The sequence below is a fragment of the Kitasatospora sp. NPDC002522 genome, from assembly GCF_053595195.1.
The window spans coordinates 58717-80830 of record NZ_JBSFXE010000023.1; the positions used below are offsets into that span (position 1 = coordinate 58717).

General features: G+C 74.4%; 16 protein-coding genes. 6 read left to right on the plus strand and 10 right to left on the minus strand.

What is annotated here, in order from left to right:
• Positions 1 to 28: 28 nt before the first annotated feature.
• From ACWD4U_RS20545 to ACWD4U_RS20590, 10 genes are all read right to left on the minus strand, one after another.
• Positions 29 to 910: a fatty acid desaturase family protein gene (locus ACWD4U_RS20545; protein ID WP_363453720.1), complete on the minus strand. Its 882-nt coding sequence runs from the start codon at positions 908 to 910 to the stop codon at positions 29 to 31.
• Between the two features lie 134 nt (positions 911 to 1044).
• Positions 1045 to 2298: an ATP-grasp domain-containing protein gene (locus tag ACWD4U_RS20550; protein ID WP_363453718.1), complete on the minus strand. Its 1254-nt coding sequence runs from the start codon at positions 2296 to 2298 to the stop codon at positions 1045 to 1047.
• A gap of 72 nt (positions 2299 to 2370) precedes the next feature.
• A complete protein-coding gene (locus ACWD4U_RS20555) occupies positions 2371 to 3597 on the minus strand; it encodes an ATP-grasp domain-containing protein (protein WP_363453716.1) in 1227 nt (408 codons plus the stop codon).
• A 124-nt stretch (positions 3598 to 3721) separates the two neighbouring features.
• Positions 3722 to 5635 (minus strand): condensation domain-containing protein, encoded by a 1914-nt coding sequence (locus tag ACWD4U_RS20560; RefSeq protein WP_363453714.1) that lies wholly within the window; start codon positions 5633 to 5635, stop codon positions 3722 to 3724.
• A 59-nt stretch (positions 5636 to 5694) separates the two neighbouring features.
• Entirely contained in the window at positions 5695 to 5931 is a 237-nt protein-coding gene (locus tag ACWD4U_RS20565; protein WP_363453712.1) for a phosphopantetheine-binding protein, read from the minus strand.
• Between the two features lie 77 nt (positions 5932 to 6008).
• A complete protein-coding gene (locus ACWD4U_RS20570; RefSeq protein ID WP_363453710.1) occupies positions 6009 to 7379 on the minus strand; it encodes a preATP grasp domain-containing protein in 1371 nt (456 codons plus the stop codon).
• Positions 7379 to 10084: an amino acid adenylation domain-containing protein gene (locus ACWD4U_RS20575; RefSeq protein WP_363453708.1), complete on the minus strand. Its 2706-nt coding sequence runs from the start codon at positions 10082 to 10084 to the stop codon at positions 7379 to 7381. The genes ACWD4U_RS20570 and ACWD4U_RS20575 overlap by 1 nt, the downstream gene beginning before the upstream one ends.
• A complete protein-coding gene (locus tag ACWD4U_RS20580) occupies positions 10081 to 11838 on the minus strand; it encodes an ABC transporter ATP-binding protein (protein ID WP_363453706.1) in 1758 nt (585 codons plus the stop codon). Before ACWD4U_RS20580 ends, ACWD4U_RS20575 begins: the two co-directional genes overlap by 4 nt.
• Entirely contained in the window at positions 11835 to 13544 is a 1710-nt protein-coding gene (locus ACWD4U_RS20585) for an ABC transporter ATP-binding protein (RefSeq protein WP_363453704.1), read from the minus strand. Before ACWD4U_RS20585 ends, ACWD4U_RS20580 begins: the two co-directional genes overlap by 4 nt.
• Positions 13545 to 13693: 149 nt before the next feature.
• Positions 13694 to 14662, minus strand: coding sequence for a methyltransferase (locus tag ACWD4U_RS20590; protein WP_449787250.1), 969 nt, complete (start codon positions 14660 to 14662; stop codon positions 13694 to 13696).
• 546 nt (positions 14663 to 15208) lie between these two features.
• On the opposite strand from ACWD4U_RS20590, the gene ACWD4U_RS20595 reads away from it, so the two are divergent.
• The 6 genes from ACWD4U_RS20595 to ACWD4U_RS20620 are packed head-to-tail and all read left to right on the plus strand — an operon-like array spanning position 15209 to position 22111.
• Positions 15209 to 16345 (plus strand): glycine amidinotransferase, encoded by a 1137-nt coding sequence (locus ACWD4U_RS20595; protein ID WP_363453700.1) that lies wholly within the window; start codon positions 15209 to 15211, stop codon positions 16343 to 16345.
• A gap of 32 nt (positions 16346 to 16377) precedes the next feature.
• Positions 16378 to 17487 (plus strand): 3,5-dihydroxyphenylacetyl-CoA synthase DpgA, encoded by a 1110-nt coding sequence (dpgA, locus tag ACWD4U_RS20600; RefSeq protein ID WP_363453698.1) that lies wholly within the window; start codon positions 16378 to 16380, stop codon positions 17485 to 17487.
• Positions 17488 to 17516: 29 nt separating this feature from the next.
• Positions 17517 to 18305 (plus strand): enoyl-CoA-hydratase DpgB, encoded by a 789-nt coding sequence (gene dpgB, locus ACWD4U_RS20605; protein ID WP_363453696.1) that lies wholly within the window; start codon positions 17517 to 17519, stop codon positions 18303 to 18305.
• Positions 18302 to 19621, plus strand: coding sequence for a (3,5-dihydroxyphenyl)acetyl-CoA 1,2-dioxygenase DpgC (dpgC, locus tag ACWD4U_RS20610; RefSeq protein ID WP_363453694.1), 1320 nt, complete (start codon positions 18302 to 18304; stop codon positions 19619 to 19621). The genes dpgB and dpgC overlap by 4 nt, the downstream gene beginning before the upstream one ends.
• A gap of 7 nt (positions 19622 to 19628) precedes the next feature.
• Positions 19629 to 20921, plus strand: a complete 1293-nt coding sequence (locus tag ACWD4U_RS20615; RefSeq protein WP_363453692.1) for an aminotransferase-like domain-containing protein — start codon at positions 19629 to 19631, stop codon at positions 20919 to 20921.
• On the plus strand, positions 20918 to 22111 hold the full coding sequence (locus tag ACWD4U_RS20620) for a cytochrome P450 (RefSeq protein ID WP_363453690.1): 1194 nt from the start codon (positions 20918 to 20920) through the stop codon (positions 22109 to 22111). The genes ACWD4U_RS20615 and ACWD4U_RS20620 overlap by 4 nt, the downstream gene beginning before the upstream one ends.
• The last annotated feature ends 3 nt before the right edge of the window (positions 22112 to 22114 follow it).

Consider the following 22114-nt stretch of genomic DNA (forward strand, 5'->3'; position numbering starts at 1 on the left):
ACTGGTCGTCCAGAACGCGCCGCAGGGATCAGCGGCGTCGGCCGAAGGAGTTGGCGAGGGCCTCGCGCAGCACGCGGCGGTAGAACGCCGGGTAGCTGCGCTCGACGTGCACGGCGAGCCGGCGGACGTCCTGGTGGCGGGGTGGCAGGCGGTTGATCGGGACGGTCATCGCGGCGTGGTGCTCGATGTGCAGGTTGTTGCCGTTGGTGAACCAGGTGCTGAGCCGACTGCCGTGGATCGAACGGGTGTTGCGCAGCACGTCGGTGGAGTCGGTGTCGCACAGGATGTGCTCGGGCAGCTCGACCAGGAAGTGCAGCGGCACCGCGACGAGCAGCGGCAGCAGCCACAGCCGCAGCAGCAGCCCGCCGAACCCGAGGGCCGCGGCGGCGCCGGCGGCGGCCACGGCGAGACCCATCAGGCGGTACTCGTTGACGACGTCCCGGCGCGCGCGGACCGAGATCTGGCCGAGGTCGTACGTCCAGCGGCCCCGGATGCTGCGGACCACCTCGGCCAGCACGGAGACCAGCCGCGGGAAGTCGAACAGGCCCCGGCAGAGCGCGCGGACGGTGACCGGCTGTCGGGTGTCGAAGCCGAAGAACTCCGAGTCGCGGGAGGTGCCGAGGTAGCGGTGGTGCTGGAGGTGCCGGACGCGGTAGTGGCTGTAGGCGACCAGCAGCGGGAACCCCAGCGGGACGCCGACCAGGCGGTGCGGTCCGGCCCGTCGGAAGGCCGAGTGGTGCAGGCACTGGTGCTGCAGCTCGACCATGTGGGTGTAGGTCGCGCCGAGCACCGTCACGCCGAGCAGCGCGGCCGGTAGCTCCGGCCGCAGGGCCAGCACCGCGCCCGCCGCCAGCAGCAGCGTGGCCAGCAGCAGCTTCCCGACGAACACCGCCTCGTCGCGCCGTGACACCCCGACCCGCCGGAAGAGCCGCTCCGGAGAGCGCGGCGCCCCGCCGTCCGGTGCCCCGGGGCTCGCCGGGCCCCGCCTCGCGCCGCCGTGCCTCGCTTCGCCGCGGTCCACGCCGTCCGCGGGCCGGAGCCTGCTCATAGCTGCGGCTCCGCGGCCGGCGTCGTCGCCTCGAGCCGGAACGAGGCCTGGTCGCAGACCAGGTCGAGCCGGCGCAGCGCCTCCTGCGGGGTGTCGGCCGTCACCACGACCTGGGCCAGCCGGTTGTCCACGTCGCCCGCGGGTGGTGGGGCGATCCGGGTGCCGACCGGGTGTTCCCAGACCATCCGGTCCAGCCAGGGCTCGGTGCGCAGCTCCTCCGGGAAGGACTGCTCGGCCACCCGCCCGTCGAAGGGCGGGTAGAGGAAGCGCACGGCGGCGCTGCGGCGCAGCGGGGCTGCCACCTCGGGGCGGCGGCCGAGGGCGATCGAGGCGGCCGCCTGGACCAGGTCGATTCCGGTCGCCAGCTGCACGGCGTAGCCGATCATGTCGCCCGCCACCCGCGCGTTGACCTCGACGATCTTCGGGCCGTCGGCGGTGAGCTTGAGCTCGACGTGGCTGACGTTGTCGTCCACCCCGAGGGCGCGCAGCGCGGCGAGGGCGACCTGGGCGGCCGGTTCGTGCGACACGTCGCCGTCCTGCGGCTCGACCAGGTGGCCGATCTCCTCGAAGTACGGTGCCAGGCCGACGGTCTTGCGGGTCAGCGCCACCGCCCGGGTCTCGCCCTGGAAGCTCACGCACTCCACGCTCACCTCGGGGCCGACCATCAGCTCCTCCACCAGGACCGGGCGGGTCCCGTCCGGCGCCGGGGCGGTGACCCGGGCCGCGAACTCGTGGGCCGCCGCGAGCTGCTCGGGGGAGTCGACCCGGATGACGCCGCGGCTGCCGGCGCTCGCGGTCGGTTTCACCACCACCGGGAACCCGATCGCGTGCGCCGCGGCCTGCACCTCGGCGAGCGAGGCGGCGCGTACGGACCGGGCGGACGGGACGCCCGCCCGGGCCAGTACGGCCCGGGTGGCGCCCTTGTCGCGGCAGGCCGCCGCGGCCTCCGGGTCGATCCCCGGCAGGCCGAGCTCGACGGCGGTGCGGGCGGCCGCGGGCACCGCGAACTCGCCCCAGGTCATCACCCCGTCGAAGTGGTGACGCATCGCCAACTCCCGTGCGGCGGTGGCCACGGCGGCCGGGTCGGTGACGGCCGCGACGGAGTGGTCGAGGAGGTACCGCGACTGCCAGGTGGGCGCCGCGCGGTCGATCATCGTGACGGTGTGGTTGGTTGCCAGGCTGGCCAGGCCGTACTCGCGGTACAGCGGGTCGCCGCTGCCGATGACGAGGATGTGCGGAAGGTCGGACATGGTGATTTCCCCCTGGTCTGCGCCGCGGGCCCGCGGCGCGGCTCTTCGACGTCCTGCTGACGGGCCGTCGGATCAGACGATGCTGACCATCGCGGCGATGGCCGCGCGGTGGGCCAGCGCCTCGGCGTGGGTGTCGGCGGTGAACAGCGCGTAGCCGAGGCGGCAGCGGAAGTCGCCGAACGGCTCCACCGGGTCGCCGGGGCCCGCGCGCAGCACCGCCTCCCGCACGTACGGGGCGGCGTGCACCTGCTCCATGCCGTGCACGGTGGTGATCACCTCGGTGCCGGGCGCGGTGAAGAGGTGCACGCCCGCGTACGCCGCCCGGCGCTCGCCGGGACGGGCGGCCGACGGCACGTCACCTCCCGTGTAGGCGGCCAGCGCCACCTGCGGTAGCGACACGCCGGTCACCCACTCGGTGAGCAGGGTGACCTTGCCGCCGGGCAGCCGGGCGCCGAGCTCGACCAGCACCGGATCGCCGTCCACCAGGCGCAGTTCGCAGTGGAACGGCCCGAGGACGACGTCCAGGGCACGGCAGACCGCGTCGACGTAGGCCGCCACCCGGTCCCGGGTCGGGGCGTCCAGTTCGGCCTGGGCGATGTGGCCGATCTCCAGGAAGTGCGGCTCCTGGCTGAGGATCTTGTGGGTGACCGAGACGACCACCGCGCGCCCGTCGTGGATGTACCCCTCGACGCTGATCTCCGGCCCCGGCAGGTACTCCTCGAGCACCACCCGGCCGTCCAGGTGGCCCCCGACGTCGTCCGGCCGGGTGTCCGCGGCCAGGGCCCGGTAGGCGCGCTCCAGGCCCGCCGGGTCGTCGACCCGGGTGACGTGGATGCTGCCCGCGGAGGCGGCCGGCTTCAGGACGGCCGGGAAGCCCACGCCGGCCGCCGCGTCCAGCAGTTCGGCGAGGCCCGCGGCCTCGGCGTAGCGCGGCACCCGCAGCCCCGCCGCCTCGACCTTGGCCCGCATCAGCGCCTTGTCGCGCAGGGCCTCGGCACCCGCGGCGGGCAGCCCCGGCAGGCCGAGCCGGTCGGCCAGCCGGGCCGTGGTGGCGACGTAGAACTCGTCGCCGGGCACCGCCCCGGCCAGCGGCGTGCGCGCGTGCAGGCGCGCCGCCAGCTCGCCGAGCCGGGCCTCGTCGTTGCAGTCCACCTCGATCAGGGTGCCGACGTCCGCCCGGACGGCGTCCGGCAGCCGCCGGTCGCCCTGGCCGTGGCTGGCGACGACGCTGTGCAGGCCGAGCGCACGCGCCTGGTGGACCAGCCCGTACGCGGAGGACGTCGGCTCGACGATGAGCACACTGGGAAGGGAGGGAAGGGGGGAACCCGGCATCTGGTCACTCGCAAGCAGGTCGTGGCGGATCGGGCAGGTCGTGGCGGATCGCCGCCGTCGGCGGATCGGGGACGGCGGCCGGATCGGCGGCTCAGCCCAGGTAGGTGGCGCCGTCGGTGGCGCGGGCGGCCTCGGGGCGCAGGCAGCGGGCGATCGCCCGCAGGGTGTACGGGGTGCCGAAGTGGGAGGAGTTCAGGCCGGTCAGACGGCGGCGCAGCAGCGCCTCGACCACCGCCGGGGCGCGCAGCACCAGGCCGCCGGCGGCCACGTAGCTGAGCGCCAGGTCGTCGACCTCGATCCCGTGGGTCTCGCGGATCGCGGCGCACAGCTCCCGTTCGGCCTCGGTCTCCGGAGGCAGCCGGGGCGCGTCGCGCTCCGGCCGCCAGCCGTCGCGCGGCAGGTCGGCCGGCCACCAGCCCGGCGCGCCCGACCCGGCCGGGACCGGCGGCAGGTAGCGGCGCGGCGCCACCACGTCGAGGTGCAGACGCTGCGCCGCCAGCAGGTGCTCGTGCACGTCGAACAGCACGGTGTCCGGCTCCAGCTCCAGACGGGCCGTCAACTCACCGTCCAGCCAGGCGACTTCCGCCTCCCGCACGCCGGCGGCCGAGCGCAGCACCCGGGCCGTGGCGGGCAGGTCGACCCAGTTGTCGCCCAGCAGCCGGCTGTCGGTCCGCACCGCGAAGTCCGGCGGCAGGAGCGCGTCCCCCGCGCCGACGAGCGCGTCGGGCCGCTCCGCCATCAGCCGGATCAGCTCGGGCAGCACGTCCGCGAAGGCGTGGACGGTGTCCAGGGACAGCATCCGGAGGTCCACGTCGACGTCCAGGACCACCTCGGCGCCCTGCACGTACACGTAGACCACCACGCACCAGGGCCGGCCGAGCTCGTCGAGCTCCTCAGCGCGCCGGTCCACCAGCACCTTCGGGTCGGGTGCTTCGGACGGCCCGGCGCCGCGCGGACGGCCCTGGAAGTTGAAGTAGACCGGCACCACGAATCCCGCCCCGCGCTCGGCGGCGGTCCGGGCCCGCTGCTCCGGGGCGACCGGGCCGAACCGGAGGTCGCGCTCGTACGCCCGCATGGTCGCCGCGCTGACGGCCCGCAGGGCCTCGGCGAAGCTCGCGGCCCCGTCGGTCTCCACCAGCACGTCCACCGGCCGCACCCGGCACTCGATCCCGTCGTCGCGGCCGACGCGGTGCGAGACGTAGTTGGCGAACAGCGTCCGCGGATGGCCCGCGTACCGGTTCAGCAGCCAGGCGACGGCGGTCATGAAGACCGTCGCGCGGGAGGCCGCGGTGCGCTCGCACACCCGGTCGACCAGCGGGAGCAGCCCCTGGTAGGAGGTGGAGGACAGCACGTAGCGCGGTCCGGTGACCGGCCGCCCGTGGCCCGGCACCGGGATCTGCGGCGCGTGCGCGGCGAGGTCGGCGGGCGCGTCCGGCTCCGGCTCCCACCGCCCTGGGACCGTCCGCGGCCGGGGTTCCGCGGCCTGGCGGTCGAGCGGGTGGGCGGTCGGGCGGGGCGCGTCGCGGCCCTCGCACAGGTCGAGCAGCTGCTCGCGCCAGTTCTGCAGGCCGGCACCGTCGCTGACGATGTGGTCGAAGACCAGGTCCACGGTGTGCACCCGACCGGCCGCCGCGTGCAGGCGGGCCGACCACAGCGGCCGGGCGAACGCGGCGCCCACGGTGAGCGGCCCGGCCCCCTCCGCCGGGGCGTCGGGTGCCGCCGGACCGGACTCCACCACCGACACCGGCGGCCGGAAGCCCTCGGCCGCCAGCACGGCCTGGACCGGCTCGCCGTCCGGGCCGATCAGGAAGACGGTCCGCAGGATCTCGTGCCGCGCCGCCAGTACGGCGAACGCGGCCGCCACCGCGTCCGCGGAGATCCCGGGCGGCAGCTCCCAGCGCCGGGTCCAGGCCGGGAAGAACTCGCCGTGGCCGCGCCAGTACGAGCGGAGCCACATCCGTCGCTGAGCGAGCGTCAGCGGCCCGCTGCGTGCAATTGCTGCCATCGTTGCTTAGCTCCGTCCGGGGTGGGGCGCCGGGCCGCGGTGCGCGGCCCGGCCGGGGGTCAGGCGGCCGTGGACAGCCGCTCGCCGACCAGCTCGCAGACGGCGGACAGGGAACGGGCGGTGACGATCTCGATCGCGTCGACCGAGACCCGGAAGTGCTCCTGGATCAGCGCGGCCAGGTGGACCGCGCTCAGCGAGGTGCCGCCGTCCTCGAAGAAGTCGGCGTCCGCGTCGGGGAGTTCGCTGTTGAGGAGGTCCGCCCACAGGGCGGCCAGCTTGGACTGGAGGTCGGTCACGATCGGTCCTTCCGGTTCGAGTGGCGACTGCACGATTGACGGACTCTCGGACGGGTCCGCCGGACAGGCGACAGGGCCTAGGCGCCGAAGAGCTCGGCCAGCGAGCGGTCGCACGCCCAGGCCCGGTCCAGGTCCTCGGCGACGACGCAGTACATGACGCCGTTGACGCCGTCGAAGGCGTTGGTGAGGACCACGCCGGTGCGGGTGTCGGGGCGGTACGCCAGGCCGGCCTCGGTCAGCCGGGCGAGCGCCGCGGCGAACGACGGCGTGGACCAGCCCTCCGGCCAGACCCGCTCCAGGATGATGCGGTCCCGGCCGAACCCGGCGCCGGTGACCGTGCGGCCGATCACCCCGTAGATGTGGGTCGATCCGGTGACCCGGCCGTTGAACTCGGTGAAGAGCACCTCGCGTTCCGGCGTGACGATGGCGTCCGGGCTCAGCACGCCCCGGTAGCCGATGGCGCGCAGCGCCTCGCCGAGCCGCTCGGCGCCCCGGAACAGCTGGTCGAGGACCTCCGGCTCCAGCCCCTGAGCGGGCATCACCTGCCCCACCGCGTACGGCGCGGACAGCAGTTCGCCCGTCCCGCCGAGGTCGGTCCCGGAGTCGCCGACCAGGTACTCGGCGAAGAAGGCGGAGCTGTCCCGGTGGTAGCGCTCGACCACCGGACGGCTGCGGCCGCCGCCGCTCAGCCACGCCCAGCGTTCGGCGAGGTAGTCGCGGACGTCGCCCGCCCCGGTGACGTGCACCACCCGGCGGGCGCCGATCGGGCGGACCGTCGGATCGGTGCTGAGGATCTCGTTGCCGCGGCCCCCGGACAGGAAGTCGTGCTTCAGGACGACGGCCTCGCCGCCCTCCAGCAGGTCGAGGACGACCCGCTCGGCGCTCTCCGGGTTGGTGCACACCGCGCCGTCGGGCACCGGCACCCCGGCGCCGCCCGCCACCGCGCGGAACACCGACTTGCTGTTGACCAGCAGCCCGCCGCCCTGCGAGACGAAGCCGTGGCCGGGCATCGCCGCGGCGAGGCCCAGCTGCCGGGCCAGCCGGGCCACGGCCGGGTCGGGCCACAGCGCGGACAGGTGCGCCACCCGGCGTCCGTCGACGGCCTTGCGGAGCTCCGCCACGAACGACGGGTCCGCCAGCCGGGCGGGGCCGAGGGTGCCCGCCGCCTCGGCGTCCTCGGCCGGGGGGACGACCACGGTGAGGGTGTCGCGGCGGGTCCCGGTGAGAGCGGTGGCGTACTCGAGGAACGCCTCGTCCGGGGCTCCCGGCAGGACCAGCACGTCCCCGTCGCGGGCGAACCAGATCAGCCGCTGCACCCACCAGCCGGTCCAGCGCCGGTCGTCGCGCACGTCCTCGCTGAAGTCGTTGCCGAGCAGTACCCGGACGCCGCCGGCGTCGGTGGGTGCGGCGGAGCGGTGCGCGCCGTCGGTGGGCGGCAAGCTGAGCATCACTGCCTCCGTTCGATGATCCGCGCCAAGGTGGCGACGGTGGGCGCGGCGAGGAACCCGAGGAGCGGTATCTCCACCCCGTACTCCTCGCGCGTGGAGTCGAGCAGCGCCAGCATCCGCAGCGAATCGCCGCCGCTGGCCAGGAAGTTGTCGTGCAGTCCGGCCCGTTCCAGCCCGAGGACGCCGCACCAGATCCGGACCAGGCCGTGCTCCAGGTCGGTGCGCGGCCGGGCGTCGTCGTCCGCGTCCGTCGGGCCGCCGGCGGTCTCCGGAGCCGGGAGCCGCGAGCGGTCCAGCTTCCCGGTCGGGCCGACCGGCATCGACTCCAGCGGCACCACCAGGGCGGGCACCGCGTAGTCGGGCAGCGTCCGGCCCAGGTACTCGAGCAGTTCGCGGCCGTCGGGCGGGATCGCGGTGGCCGAGGAGACGTAGGCGAGCAGCCGGGGCGACCCGCCGCCGCCGTCGAGGACCACGGCGGCCTGCGCCACCGTCGGGTGGGCGCGCAGCGCGGACTCGATCTCGCCGGGCTCGATCCGGTGCCCGCGGATCTTCACCTGCCGGTCGCGGCGCCCCAGGTAGAGCAGCGAGCCGTCGGGCAGCCGGCGGGCCAGGTCACCGGTGCGGTAGCCGCGGGTGCCGTCCGGGTGGGTGCGGAACGCCGCCGCGGTGGCCTCCTCCTGCCGCCAGTAGCCGAGCGCCACCGGGTCGCCGAGGAACTCCAGCTCGCCGAAGAGCTCGGTCGGGCGGCCCGCGGAGTCCAGCAGTCGCACGTCCATCCCGGGCACGGGTCGGCCGACCGGCAGCGTGGGCCGCTCCAGGTCGGACCGGGTGGCCAGGTGCTGCAGGGCGAGCGTGCACTCGGTCGGGCCCAGCCCGTTGACCAGTGCGGCGTCCGGCCCGAACACGGCCAGGAACCGAAGCAGGTCCTGCCGGGTCGCCTCCTCGCCGCCGAGCACCACCAGCCGCACACCCGCCAGCGCGTGCTCCGGAGCGCCCTCCCGCTCGCCGAGGTCGCCCACCAGATGGCGGAAGAGCGTCGGCGTGCAGTGCAGCACCGAGGCGTTCGCCGCGGCGAGCACACCGCGAAGCCCGGCGGGCGCCAGCAGCGGGTCCACCACGTGCAGGGTCGCGCCGGTCAGCAGCGCCCCGAACAGGTCCATCACCCCGGCGTCGAAGGTGAACCGGGCCAGCAGCGGCACCTGCTCGCCGCGCCCCAGCCGGATCCGCTCCGCATACCGCAGCGCGTGGGCGAGGACGTTGCCGTGGCTCTGCAGCACGGCCTTCGGCGTGCCGGTCGACCCCGAGGTGTGCAGCAGATAGGCGAGAGCCTCCCGGCCGGCCGGCCCTGGCGGCTCGGCGGCGGTCTGGTGGGTCGCCGGGCCGGAGGTGGTCTGACGGTGCGTCGCGTTGGAGGTGGGCCGGCGGGTCGTCGGGTCGGCGGCGGACTGACGGTGCGTCGGATCGGCAGTGGCCTGGTGGGGCGTCGTGGCTCCGCTGGTCTGACTTGCCGTCAGGTCGGAATCTGCCTGACCGGCCGTCAGGTCGAGGGCCAGCACCGGCCGCTGCCGGGCGAGCCGGCGGGCCCGCTCCTCCAGGGCCGGATCGCAGGCCACCGCCGTGACCTCGGCGTTGGCCAGGATCCGGGCCAGTCGGCCGTCGGGCTGGCGCGGGTCGAGCGGGACGTAGGCGGCGCCGGACTTGAGGACCGACCAGACGCCGGCCACCGCGCCGATGTCGTGGTCGCAGAGCAGCGCCACCCGGTCGCCGGGTCCGGCGTGGGCGAGCAGCCGGTCGGCGAGCGCGGTGGTGAGCGCGTCCAACTCGCCGTAGCGGAAGGCGCCGGACGGGCCGGTGACGGCGGGCGTGTCGGCGTGCTCGGCGGCCACCGCGCGGAAGCGGTCGACCAGCGTCTCCGCGGCGCCGGGCGGCGCGGGGGAGCGGTGGCCGGGCGGGACGGCGAGTGGCCAGGAGGCGTCCGGGGCCGGTGCGTCCTGCACCGGCAGCTCGCGGACCGGCGCGGCCGGGTCGGCGAGCGCCGCGGCGAGCAGGGTCGCCAGGTGGCCGAGCAGCCACCGCGCGCCGCTGCGGCTCGTCCGGCCGCGGTCGTAGCGCAGTCGGAGCAGCGCGGCGCCGTCCCGGTGCGCGAGGGCGAGGGCGAGCGGCGGCTCGGACCCGGCCGCCGCCGGGCCGGGGTCGGCGGCGCACAGGGCGGTCCGCAACGGTCCGCCGTCGCGGTCGCCGGACTGCGGCGACTCCCCGCTGTGCGGCAACTCCCCGGCGTGCGCCCGGGCTTCGGCCATCGCGACGCGGACCTGGCGCAGCAGCTCGCCGAACGGGCCGGCCGGGTCGAGCGCGATCCGGATCGGCAGCAGCACGGCGGCGCCGTCCGGTGCGCCCTGGACGGGTACCAGCAGGCGGGAGTCGAGGCCGGTCAGCAGGTCGGTGCTGCCGGTGTGCCGGTGCAGGACCGCGCAGAGCGCCGCGAGCAGCACTGCGGGTTCGCCGTCCGGGCCGTCGGAGGTGGTGAGCGCGTGTGCGGTCGCGGCCGCGAGCGGGTGCTCCTCGACGGCGGGTCGGGACTCCTGGTCGGCCGCGTACGGGAGGTCGGCGGGCAGTTCGGCCGCGGTGGCGCCGGCCAGCCGGGTCGTCCAGTAGTCGGCGGCGATCGGGGGGTGCTCCGGGGCGGTGAGCCGGCCTGTGGTCATCGCGGGACCTCCTCGTCCTGACCGTGCCAGGACGTCCAGAGCGCGGCGTAGTGGCCGCCCTTGGCGACCAGTTCGTCGTGCGGGCCGACCTCGACGATCCGTCCGTCCTCCATGACCACCACGCGGTCCGCGTCGTGCGCGGTGTGCAGGCGGTGGGCGACGGCGATGACGGTGCGGCCCTCCAGGACCGCGGCCAGTGAGCGCTCCAGGTGCCGGGCGGCGCGCGGGTCGAGCATCGCGGTGGCCTCGTCCAGCACCAGCACGTACGGGTCGGCGAGGACCAGGCGGGCCAGCGCCAGCTGCCCGGCCTGCGGCGGGGAGAGCCGGGTGGCGCCGGCGCCGAGGCGGGCGTCGAGTCCCAGTTCGGCCGCCCAGTCCCAGGCGTCGACGGCGCGCAGCGCGCGTTCCAGCTCCTGGTCGCCGGCGTCGGGGCGGGCCACGATCAGGTTGTCCCGCAGGGTGCCGGTGAAGACGTGGTGCTCCTGCGTCACCATGGCGACCCGGCGGCGCAGTTCGGCCAGCGGGAGGTCGGCGAGGGAGGCGCCGCCGATGGTCACCGAGCCGGCTCCGGGGCGGTCCACGCCGGCCAGCAGCCGGCCCAGGGTGGACTTGCCGGCCCCGGAGGCGCCGACCACGGCCAGCCGCTCGCCCGGCCGGATCACCAGGTCGACGCCGTGCAGCACGTCGTGGCCCTCGCGGTAGGCGTAGCGGACCCCGCGCAGCTCCACCGTCCGGGTGTCGCCGGCCTGGCCCGCGGCGGGGGCCGCGGTCGCGGCGGGGGACTCGGCGGGCGTGCCGACCCCGAGGATGCGGGCCAGCGAGGCGCCGCCGACCTGCAGTTCGTCCATCCAGAACAGCAGCCGGTCGACCGGGCCGATCAACTGCTGGACGTACAGCGTCGCGGCGGTCGCGGCGGCGAGCGTGACCACGCCGTGCAGGTAGAGCACGCCGCCGACGGCCATGGTGGCGACGACCGGGAGGATGTACCCGGTGTCCGCGATCGGCAGGTACACGCTGCGCAGCCACAGGGTGTACCGCTCGGCGGCGTAGGACTCCGCGATGTCGCGGTTCAGCTGGGCGAACCGCTTCTCGGCGACGCCGAGCGCCTCCACCGTGCGGGCCCCGTCGACGGTCTGGGCGATGGTCTCGGTGATCCGCGAGTAGGAGGCGTTGGCCCGCAGGTAGCCGGGCCGGGCCCGGCGCAGGTACCACCGGGTGGAGGCCCACAGCACCGGCACCGCGACCAGGCAGGGCAGGACCAGCACCGGGCTGACGAGCGCGATCGCGCCGAGCGTCAGCAGCACCGTGGTCAGCGCCACCATGGCGTCGGGGGCGGCGAGTTGGACGGTGCGGGCGAGGACGTCGACGTCCCGGGTGGTGCGGGTGATCAGGTCGCCGGCGCCGGCCCGCTCCACGGTGGTGAGCGGCAGGGCGAGGACGCGGTCGACGAAGCGCTCGCGCTGCCCGGCGAGTACCTTCTCGCCGAGCCGGACGGAGCCGAAGGTCGCGGAACGCTCCAGCAGGGACTGGGCGATGACGGCGAGGCAGATCACCAGGCCGGTGAGCGCGGCGGTGTCGACGTGGCGGCCGGCGTCCTGGATCAGCCGGCCGATCATCCACGGCGCGACCAGTCCGGCGACGGTGGCCAGCGCGTGCAGCACCAGCGTGCCCGCCAGCTCCGGCCGGTTGCCGCGGATCAACTCCTTCGCGTGGGCGCGTACTTCGCCTGGCGATGCGATGGGGAGCTCGTTCACGACGGGGCCACCTCCCGGGTGACGACGGAGCGGTAGCGCGGGTCGGCGAGAAGCTCGGTGTGGGTGCCGGTGGCGGCGACCTTGCCGTCCAGGACCAGGACGGTGCGGTCGGTGGCGTTCAGCAGGATCGGGCTGGTGGTGACGACCAGCGTGGAGCGGCCCGCCCGGTGGGCGGCCAGGCCGGCGGCCATCGCGCCCTCGGTGTTCGCGTCCACCGCGCTGGTCGGCTCCACCAGGACCAGGACCTCCGGGTCGGCCATCAGCGCCCGGGCCAGCCGCAGCCGCTGCTGCTGCCCGCCGGAGAACTCCCGCCCGCCGTTGGCGATCCGGGTGTCGAGGCCCTCGGGGAGAGCCTCGGTGATGTCGGTGGCGCAGGCCGCGTCGAGCGCGTCCGCCAGCAGCCGGGGATCGGAGGCCGCGCGGTCGCGCGGGTCGAGTTCGCCGCGCAGCGGGCCGGAGAACAGCCGGGCCTCGTTGTCGGCGACCAGGATCCGGCGCCGCACCTCGGCCAGCGGCAGGTCGGACAGTGCCACGCCCGCGTAGGAGGCGTCCGAGTCCGCGTACCGCCCGACCCGTTCGGCGAGCCCTTCCGCGTCGCGTTGGTCGGCGCAGACCACGCCGAGGATCCGGCCGGCCGGCAGCACCAGTCCGGACTGCGGGTCCAGCAGCTCCGGCGCGTCGGTGGCGGGCAGGGCGCCCTCGCCGGAGGCGAGGTCGGGCTGCAGGTCGAGCAGCTTCACCACCCGGCCCGACGCCACCAGTGCGCGGGTCAGCTGGTCGACCATGCCGGTGGCCCGGCGCAACTGCTCGGTCAGGAAGACCGCGTACCCGTAGAAGGACACCAGCAGACCCGCGCTGAGCCGGCCAGTCGCGGTGTAGTGCGCGCCCAGCCAGACCACGCCGGCGACCAGCAGGCCCGGCAGCAGCAGCTTGGCCGCGCTGATCCAGGCCTCCACGGCGGCCACCCGCACGCTCTCCCGCCGGACCTGCTGCGAGGCGGTGCGGTAGCGATCGGCGTAGACCTCTTCGCCGCCGATGCCCCGCAGCACCCGCAGGCCGGCCACGATGTCCACCGCGAGGTCGGCCAAGTCGGCCTGGCGGCTGCGCAGTTCGTCCTGCCGTGCGTGCAGCAGGCGCATCAGCCGGGCCATCGCCCAGGCGATCGCGGGGATGCCGAGCAGGACCAGCAGGCCGAGCTGCCAGGACTGCGCCAGCATGATGCCGGCCACGACCAGCGCGGAGACCACCGCGCCGCTGCCGCGTGCGGTGCTCTCCAGCGCCACGCCGACCCGGGTCACGTCGGCGGCGCCGACGCTGACCGCCTCACCGGCCGACACCTTGGCGGCCAACGCCGAACCCAGCGAGGCGGCCTGACGGGTGATCAGCTGGGTGGTGGTGTAGCTCGCGCCGTAGCGGTTGCGGACCGAGGCGCGGTCGCGCAGCATGCCGGCGACGGCCTGGCCGACGCCGAGGGCGAGCACCGCCGCGCTCCACAGCAGCAGGGCGTCCTGGCTGCGCCGGAGCAGTCCGGCGTCGATGCCCTGGCCCACCGCGGCCGGGACCAGGCCCTGGCAGAGGGCGCAGACGATGCCCAGCACCATGGCGAGCAGCGCGGTGCCGCGCTGTCGGCCGGCGAGCCATCGGAGGTAGCGGGCCGGTGACCGGTGGTCGGGGACCCCCGGTCGGGGATCGGGGAAAGGACGCATGTGCTCCCACGCCTGTCTTCGTCGTGCCGGTGCTTCGAGGGATCGGAGGAGGGCCGGATCGGGCCCCGCCCGGTGGCCGGAACGGCCTGGCCGTGCCCGGCCGTCAGGGCCGGGCGCCGGAGGGGATCGTCCCGGCCCGGTGGACCAACCTATGCCTTGACGCCGGTGGTGAGTCCGTGTTCGAACGGAAGTCCGCCGATGGTGGTCACCTCGGCGAAGCCGGCCTGGCGGAGCCACTGCTCGTAGTCCTTGGCCGGGTAGGCCATGCCCTGGCCGCTGGCGAGGATGTTGAGGTACAGCGAGAGGCGGGCGGAGAAGAGCCCGCGGGTCTCGTCGTCGGAGACGTTGTACCCGTAGACGATCGCCCGGCCGCCGGCCGGCAGGGCCTGGTGGGCCTTGCGCAGCAGGGCGACGATCTGCTCGCCGGAGAAGATCTCCAGGACGTGGCTGAACAGGACGGTGTCCGCGCCCTCGGGGAAGGCGTCCGCGAACAGGTCGCCGGCGGCCAGCTCGACCCGGTCCGGCGGGACGGCCGTGCGGGTCTGCTCGGCGAGCCGGGCCACGCTCGGCATGTCGAAGACGGTGACCCGGAGTTCGGGGTAGCGCTCCACCAGTGCGGCGGTGGTGGTGCCGTCGCCGCCGCCCACGTCCAGCAGGTGGCGGGCCGGGCCGAAGAACTCCTCGCGGTCCACCAGGCCGGAGAGGCTGTGCATCGTGAACGCGCTCATCGAGTCGTGGAAGACCCGCTCCAACTCCGGCTGGTGCGCCAGGCGTTGATAGAGCGTCGGCTCGGTGCCGGGATAGTCGGCGAGCGCGGTGTTGGTGCCGGCCCGCAGGGCCCCGGTCATCTGGCCGAAGGCCGGGTAGTAGATCTCGCGCCAGCCGAGGAGAATCCGGCGCCAGCTGTCCGGCGCGTCCGTGGCGAGCAGCTGCTCGGCCGCCCGGGCGTTGGTGTATCCGCCGGTCCCGTCCCGCTCCAGCAGGCCCGTGGTGCACACCGCGTGCAGCAGGACGCGCAGCGGATGGGCTGCCAGGCCGGTGAATTCACGGACCTTCTCGAATTCCGCTCCGGGATTGCTGGAGAGGAATCCGAATATGTCCAGTTCGGTGGCGGTCACCACCGCGTTGAAAAGAGCCGGCGCATTGACCAGGAAGTTGAATCGTTCGAGAACGGGATCCGCTTCGGGATCACCAAAAGGCTGATTCATGAGCCACCACCCCCGCGACAGCGTTCGTGCGGCATCGTCCGCCGCAGCGACCTTCTCGGAGCCTGCCACCGCAGCAGGGGCATGTCAACAAATTTTGTTCGCGCAGCTCAGCGGGGCGAGATGTCCGATTTTCCGGGTTCGATCAGGACCGGTCCACTTTCTCCTGGCACGAACTCCGATCCTTCGACAACTGCTTGCTGTCGTCGCCGACTCGTGCCTAGGCTGTGATAGCCGGATCCATTCGCCGCACCCTGCAGGCCCTGCCGAGCCCGGCCGTACGGCATTGCAAAGGATCTTTCAAAGACCCAGTTCAGCGGCCTTGTCCGAGCGATTTCAGCCCGGTTCGTGTCAGTACCGCTGCGCGCACATTCCGCCGGCGCAGTCCCCCGACGTGCGGGACCCCCGGCGGTCCGGCCACCGTTTTTCCGCCCTTCGCCACCAGGAGCGACGACGCCCATGAAGCTGAACAGTTACGACGAGTGGTCACCCCTGCGCGAGGTGGTCGTCGGCTCGGCGGTCAACTACACCTCGCACGAACGCGAGCTCTCCTTCGACCTCTTCTTCCACGACAACCTGGTCCGCTCCGAGTGGTACTACCCCCGGCTCAGCGTCGGCTCCGACCGGCCGGCGGAGCGCTCCACCATCAAGCAGCGCTACGTGGAGGAGCTGCTGGAGGACATCGAAGGCATCGTCGAGGCGCTCCAGTCCCTGGGGGTGACGGTCCATCGGCCGCTCGACGTGCACGAGAGCACCACCGAGGTGCGGACGCCGGCCTGGTCGGCCGCGGTCGTCCCGCCGCTCAACGTGCGGGACAACACGCTGATCCTGGGCGACGAGATCATCGAGACGCCGCCGATGATCCGCTCCCGCTGGTTCGAGACGCAGTTCCTCACCCCGGTCTTCAACGACTACTTCAAGCAGGGCGCACGCTGGACGGTGATGCCGCGTCCGCTGATGACCGACGCGTCCTTCGACCTGTCCTACGCCCGCGGCAGCAGCCGCGTCGGCGGGCCCACCGAGCCGATCGAGAACCCGGAGCCGTCCCCCTACGACGTCGGCTTCGAGATGATGTTCGACGGCGCCCAGTGCCTGCGGCTCGGCCGGGACCTGCTGGTCAACATCTCCACCGCGAACCACGCCATGGCCGTCGACTGGCTGGAGCGCCACCTCGAGGGGCGGTTCCGGGTGCACCGGGTCCACCAGCTCAGCGACAGCCACATCGACAGCATGGTGCTCGCGCTGCGCCCGGGCACGCTGCTGGTGCGCAACAAGGAGGTCGCCGACCAGCTCCCCGAACCGCTGCGCGGCTGGGACCTGATCGTGCCGCCCGCCCCGACGGACAACAACTTCCCGGCGTACGAGGACAACGACCTCATCCTCACCAGCCCGTTCATCGACATGAACGTGCTCTCGGCCGGCCCGGACACCGTCCTGGTCAACGAGGCGTGCCCGGAGCTGATGCGCACCCTCGAACAGCACCGCTTCACCGTCGTGCCGGTCCGGCACCGGCACCGGCGGCTGTTCGGCGGCGGCTTCCACTGCTTCACCCTCGACACCGTCCGCGACGGCGGCCCCGAGGACTACCTGTCCTGACCGCCGACATCCCGTCACCACCGAAGGGGGGAATGGTGGAAGCAGTCCTGGCCCAACCCACCGGGCCGTCCGCGCCGCCGGCCGGCCGCGCACTCCCGCGGATCGCCGCCGTCGGCACCGCGGTGCCGCCCGACTCCTACACCCAGCGCGAACTGCTCGACGAGTTCCGGATCAGCGATCCGCGGATCAGGTCGGTGTTCCTGAACAGCGCCATCGAACGGCGGCACCTGACCCTGCCGCCACGCGGCGCCGACGGCCTGCGCGCCGACGAGACCCAGGGGCAGCTGCTGCGCAAACACCTCGTCAGCGGGGTCGACCTGGCCCGACGGGCCGTCACCTCCTGCCTGGCCGCGGGCGGCTTCGAGGCCGCGGACGTGGGATACCTGTGCTGCGTCTCCTCGACCGGGTTCATCACGCCCGGCTTCTCCGCGCTGCTCATCAAGGAGATGGGGCTCTCGCCGCACTGCTCACGGCTGGACGTGGTCGGCATGGGCTGCAACGCGGGCCTCAACGCCCTGACGGCGGTCGCCGGTTGGGCCGCCGCCCACCCCGGCGAGCGGGCCGTGATGGTCTGCGTCGAGGCATGCTCGGCCGCGTACGTCTTCGACGGCACCATGCGCTCCGCCGTGGTGAACAGCCTGTTCGGCGACGGCGCCGCGGCGATCGCGGTGACCGCCGACGACACCCCGCCGGCCGGCGGCGGGCCCGCCCTGCTGCGCTTCTCCAGCCGGATCATCCCCGAGGCGGTGGGGGCGATGCGCTACGACTGGGACGACGAGCAGGGCAAGTTCAGCTTCTACCTCGACCCCGAGGTGCCCTACGTGGTGGGGGCGCACGCCGAGCAGGCCCTCGCCCGGCTGCTGCACGGCACCGGCGTGCACCGCTCGCAGATCGCGCACTGGCTGGTGCACTCCGGGGGCAAGAAGGTCGTCGACTCGGTCCGGGTGAACCTCGGACTGAGCCGGCACGACGTCCGGCACACGCTCAGCGTGCTGCGGGACTACGGCAACGTCTCCAGCGGCTCGTTCCTGTTCTCCTACGAGCGGCTCTTGGCGGAGCGGATCGTGGCACCCGGCGACCTCGGCGTGCTGATGACCATGGGGCCCGGCTCGACCATCGAGCTGGCCCTGCTGCGCTGGTGAGCGCGGAAAAGCGCGAAGGAGCAGGTGTGATGACGGTGTATTCCGAACCGGTGCAGATCTCCGGGGGGCTCGCGGTCCGCGCGGACGTCGACGCCGCCCGGCCGCTGCCGGAACTGACGGCGGCGCTCGACGCCGCCTGCGAACAGGTGGAGAGCCGCGGCGAGCGGACCGTGCTCGTCCTCGGACTGGGCACCCTGCCGACCGCGGCCGCGCCCGCCGAACTGCCGGCCTGGCCCGGCCGGGTCGCGATCCGCGACGTCAACCGCTGGGAGCGCGCCCTGCGGCGCCTGGAGCGACTGGACGCCATGACCATCGCGGTGGCCCAGGGCGCCTGCGGCGGGCCGGCCCTGGAAGCCCTGCTCACCGCGGACTTCCGCATCGCCGGCGCCGACTTCCGGCTGCTGCTGCCGGTCAACGACGGACACGTCTGGCCCGGCATGGCCGTGCACCGCCTCACCCAGCAGCTCGGCGCGGCCAAGGCCCGCCAGATCGTGCTGTGGGGAGACGAGATCGCCGCCGGGCGCGCCCACGAACTGGGCCTGGTCGACCAGATCGCCGACGACCCCGGCGAGGCCCTGCACACCGCCGCGGTGCTGATGGGCCGGATCTCCGACCGCGAACTGGCGATCCGCCGCCGACTGCTGCTGGAAGCGGCCGCCACCCCGTACGAGGAGGCGCTCGGCGCCCATCTCGCCGCCTGTGACCGGGAGTTGCGCCGCCTCGCGGAGCTGCCCGTGGAGTCGGACGCTGAGTCTGACGCCGGGTCGGACGCCGAACCGGCGGCCGCCGCCGGCACCGAGCGGGGGGAGCGCGCATGAGCGAGCCGACCGCCTCCGCAGGCACCCTGGACGCGTTCGCCGCGCTGCTCGCCGACCGGTGCCGCGCCGTCGAGCACCTGCTCGCCGGACTGCCGCCCAAACCCGAACGCGACGCCGGACAGCAGCGGCTCGCCGCCGACGCCCTCGCCTCCGCCCGGGACATGCGGCGCGCCTTCATGGCACGCCACGCCGAAGCGGTCTACCGGGAGCTCACCGACGACCTGCGCCGCCCCCTGCGGCTCGGCCCGCTGGCCGAAGCCGCCGCCGAGCGGTTCCCCGGCCTGGTTCCCACCCCCGCGCAGCTCGAACGGGAGCGCGCCCGCCCACAGGCCGACAAGGACGGCCTGGAGAAGGACCAGGCGGTCTTCTTCGCCGCCCTGTTCCACACCCCCGCCGCCGGCGAGCACCTGATCGACGCGATGCTCGCCCCCGCGCCCGAGAGCCTCGCACAGCTTCCCGCGTTCCGCGCCACCGGACGCCTGCGGCTGCCGTCCGTGCTGCTGGAACGCCGGGGCTCCACCGCCGAGTTGACCCTCGACAACCAGCACTGCCTGAACGCCGAGGACAACCGGCTGGTGGCCGACATGGAGACCGCCGTGGACCTGGTCGCGCTGGACGACCAGGTACGCGTCGGGGTGATCCGCGGCGCCGTCATGAGCCACCCCCGCTACCTCGGCAGGCGGGTCTTCAGCGCCGGGATCAACCTCGCCGACCTGCGCGACGGCGCTCTCTCCTACGTCGACTTCCTACTCGGCCGGGAACTGGGCTGCGTCGGCAAGCTGGTCCACGGCGTGGTCCTCGACCCCACCCGCCGGTCCCGCTACGAGCGGGCCGCTCACAAGCCGTGGCTGGCCGCCGTCGACACCTTCGCCATCGGCGGCGGCACCCAGATCCTGCTCGCCTGCGACCGGGTGATCGCCGCCCAGGACGCCTACTTCAGCCTGCCCGCCGCGCACGAGGGCATCGTGCCCGGACTCGCCAACCTGCGCCTCGGCCGGCTCACCGGTGCCCGGCTGGCCCGCCGGATCGTGCTGGGCGGCCACGTCGTCCACGCGGGGGACCCGGAAGCGGCGCTGCTGTGCGACGAGGTGGTCCCGCCCGAAGAGATGGACACCGCGATCGAACGCGCGGCCGCCGACCTGGCCGCGCCCGCCGTCGCCGCCAACCGCTTCATGCTCAACCTCGCCGACGAGCCGATCGACCAACTGCGCCGCTACCTGGCCGAGTTCGCGATCGTCCAGGCCGAGCGGCTCTACAGCGCCGACGTGCTGGACAAGGTCGAGCGACGCTGGGCCCGCTCCCGGGCCGGGCGGTGACGGCGCGATGCTCCCACTGACCCGCGAGGACCTGCACCCCTCCCTCGCCGACCCGGCGCTGGCGACGATCGGCTTCCTCAACGAGGTGATGAGCCGTCACCCCGAGGCGATCTCCCTCGCCCCCGGCGCGCCGCACCCGTCGTTCATCCGGCAGGCCGACGGCCGGCGCGCCGTGGAACGCTACCTCGACCACCTGGCCGACACCGAGGGTCTGGGCCGCGACCGGGCGCAGCTCCTGCTGCACGAGTACGGGCCGAGCCGCGGCCTGATCAACGGCCTGATCGCCACGGCGCTCCACCACGACCTCGGCATCGAGGTCCCGGCCCGCGCCGTGGTCGTCACGGTCGGCGCGCAGGAGGCGATGCTGCTCACCCTGCGGGCGCTGTTCCGCTCGCCGGACGACGTGCTGGCCGTCACCGACCCGTGCTTCCCCGGCGTCATCGGCGCCGCCCGGCTGCTCGACATCCCGCTGGTGCCCGTCCCCGACGACGGCGACGGGCTGGACCTCGACCGGCTGGAGGACGCCTGCGCGGCGGCCCGCCGGGCGGGCCGCCGCATCCGGCTCTGCTACGTGGCCCCGGACTTCGCCAATCCCAGCGGCAGCCGGATGGACCTGGCCGCCCGCCACCGGCTGCTCGACCTCGCCGACCGCGAGGACCTGCTGCTGATGGAGGACGGCGTGTACGGGTTCACCGCCCCGCCCGCGCAGGAACTGCCCACCCTGCTCAGCCTGGACCGCGGCCACCGGGTGGTCCACGTCGGCAGCTTCGCCAAGATCTGCTTCCCCGGCGCCCGGGTCGGCTTCGCCGTCGCCCCCCAGCCGGTGACCCGCGCCGACGGCAACGGCCTGCTCGCCGACGAACTCGCCGCCGTCAAGAGCATGGTGACCGTCAACACCTCGCCGTGGAGCCAGGCCCTGGTCGGCGGCATGCTCCTCGAACACGGCGGCTCGCTGAGGGCGCTGGGCCAGGCCAAGTCCGAGCTGTACCGGCGCAACCTGGACCTGCTGTGCGACGCGCTGGAGCGCCACCTCGGCGCCGACCCGCCCGCCGGAGTGGCCTGGAACCGGCCCGAGGGCGGCTTCTTCGTCCGGATGACCCTGCCGGTGCCCGCCGACGCGGCCCTGCTGGAGGTCTCCGCCGCCGAGTACGGCGTGCTGTGGACCCCGATGACGGGCTTCCGGCTCGGCGACGCCGGCGCGCACGCGCTCCGGCTGTCCTGCAGCTACCTCGACCCCGAGCAGATCGAGACCGGCGTGCGCCGCCTCGCCCGCTTCCTGCACGCCGAGGTGGCCCGGTGAACGGCGCCGAGACCACCCTGCCCACCCGGCGCGAAGGCTTCTTCGACCCGCCGCCCGAACTCGGCCGGCTCGGCGAACAGGCTCCGCTGCACCGCCTGCGCTACCCGGACGGACACCTCGGCTGGCTGGTCACCGGCCACGCCCTGGCGCGCACGGTGCTGGCCGACCCGCGGTTCAGCGCCCGCTCCGAGCTGAAGCGCGCCCCGGTCGCCCGACCCGGCACCGACCCGTTCTACGGCCGCGCCGCCCTGCCCGGCTGGCTGGTCGACATGGACCCGCCCGACCACACCCGGATCCGCCGGCTGCTCACCCCCGAGTTCACCGCGCACCGGATGAAACGGCTGGCGCCCCGGATCACGCAGATCGTCGACGAGCGACTGACCGTGATGGAGCGTCAGGGGCGCGGCGCCGACCTGGTGGCGGAGTTCGCCCTGCCCGTGCCGTCCCTGGTGATCTGCGAACTGCTCGGCGTCCCCGCCGCGATGCGCGACCGGTTCCAGCACGAGAGCAACCGGCTGTTCCGGCTGGAGAGTTCCGCCGACGAGGCCAGCGAGGCGATGGACTGGCTGGACGGCTTCCTGCGCGAACTCGCCGAGCACCGCAGGACCAGCCCGGCGGACGACCTGCTCAGCCGGCTCGCCGCGGACGGCACCCTGAGCACCGACGAGATCGCCGGCACCGGCGTGCTGCTGCTCACCGCGGGCCACGAGACCACCGCCGGGTCGCTCAGCCTCGGCACCTTCGCCCTGCTGAGCCACCCCGACCAGCTCGCCGCGCTGCGCGCCGACCCCGCACTGGCCGACAACGCCGTCGAGGAACTGCTGCGCTACCTCACCATCTTCCACTTCGGGGTGCCGCGCACCCCGCTGGAGGACGTCGAGCTGGCCGGCCGGCTGCTGCGGGCCGGCGAGTCGGTGACGGTGTCGCTGTCCGCGGCCAACCGCGACCCCGAGGCGTTCCCCGACCCCGACCGGCTGCGCCTGGACCGCCGAACCGCCGCGCACATGGCCTTCGGCCACGGCATCCACCAGTGCATCGGCCAGAACCTGGCCCGCACCGAGATGCGGATCGGCTTCCCGGCGCTGCTGCGCCGCTTCCCCGGCCTACGGCTGGCCGTACCCCCGGAAGCGGTCCCGCTCAACCACGACATGGGCTTCTACGGGGTGCACCGACTACCCGTCACCTGGTGACCG

Excerpts from the sequence above, each read along its gene's own strand:
- ACWD4U_RS20595 (WP_363453700.1), top strand. The coding sequence starts at position 15,209 with ATGAAGCTGAACAGTTACGACGAGTGGTCACCCCTGCGCGAGGTGGTC.
- ACWD4U_RS20585 (WP_363453704.1), bottom strand. The coding sequence starts at position 13,544 with ATGCGTCCTTTCCCCGATCCCCGACCGGGGGTCCCCGACCACCGGTCA.
- dpgB (WP_363453696.1), top strand. The coding sequence starts at position 17,517 with ATGACGGTGTATTCCGAACCGGTGCAGATCTCCGGGGGGCTCGCGGTC.
- ACWD4U_RS20575 (WP_363453708.1), bottom strand. The coding sequence starts at position 10,084 with ATGACCACAGGCCGGCTCACCGCCCCGGAGCACCCCCCGATCGCCGCC.
- dpgA (WP_363453698.1), top strand. The coding sequence starts at position 16,378 with ATGGTGGAAGCAGTCCTGGCCCAACCCACCGGGCCGTCCGCGCCGCCG.
- ACWD4U_RS20560 (WP_363453714.1), bottom strand. The coding sequence starts at position 5,635 with ATGGCAGCAATTGCACGCAGCGGGCCGCTGACGCTCGCTCAGCGACGG.
- ACWD4U_RS20550 (WP_363453718.1), bottom strand. The coding sequence starts at position 2,298 with ATGTCCGACCTTCCGCACATCCTCGTCATCGGCAGCGGCGACCCGCTG.
- dpgC (WP_363453694.1), top strand. The coding sequence starts at position 18,302 with ATGAGCGAGCCGACCGCCTCCGCAGGCACCCTGGACGCGTTCGCCGCG.
- ACWD4U_RS20570 (WP_363453710.1), bottom strand. The coding sequence starts at position 7,379 with ATGCTCAGCTTGCCGCCCACCGACGGCGCGCACCGCTCCGCCGCACCC.
- ACWD4U_RS20615 (WP_363453692.1), top strand. The coding sequence starts at position 19,629 with ATGCTCCCACTGACCCGCGAGGACCTGCACCCCTCCCTCGCCGACCCG.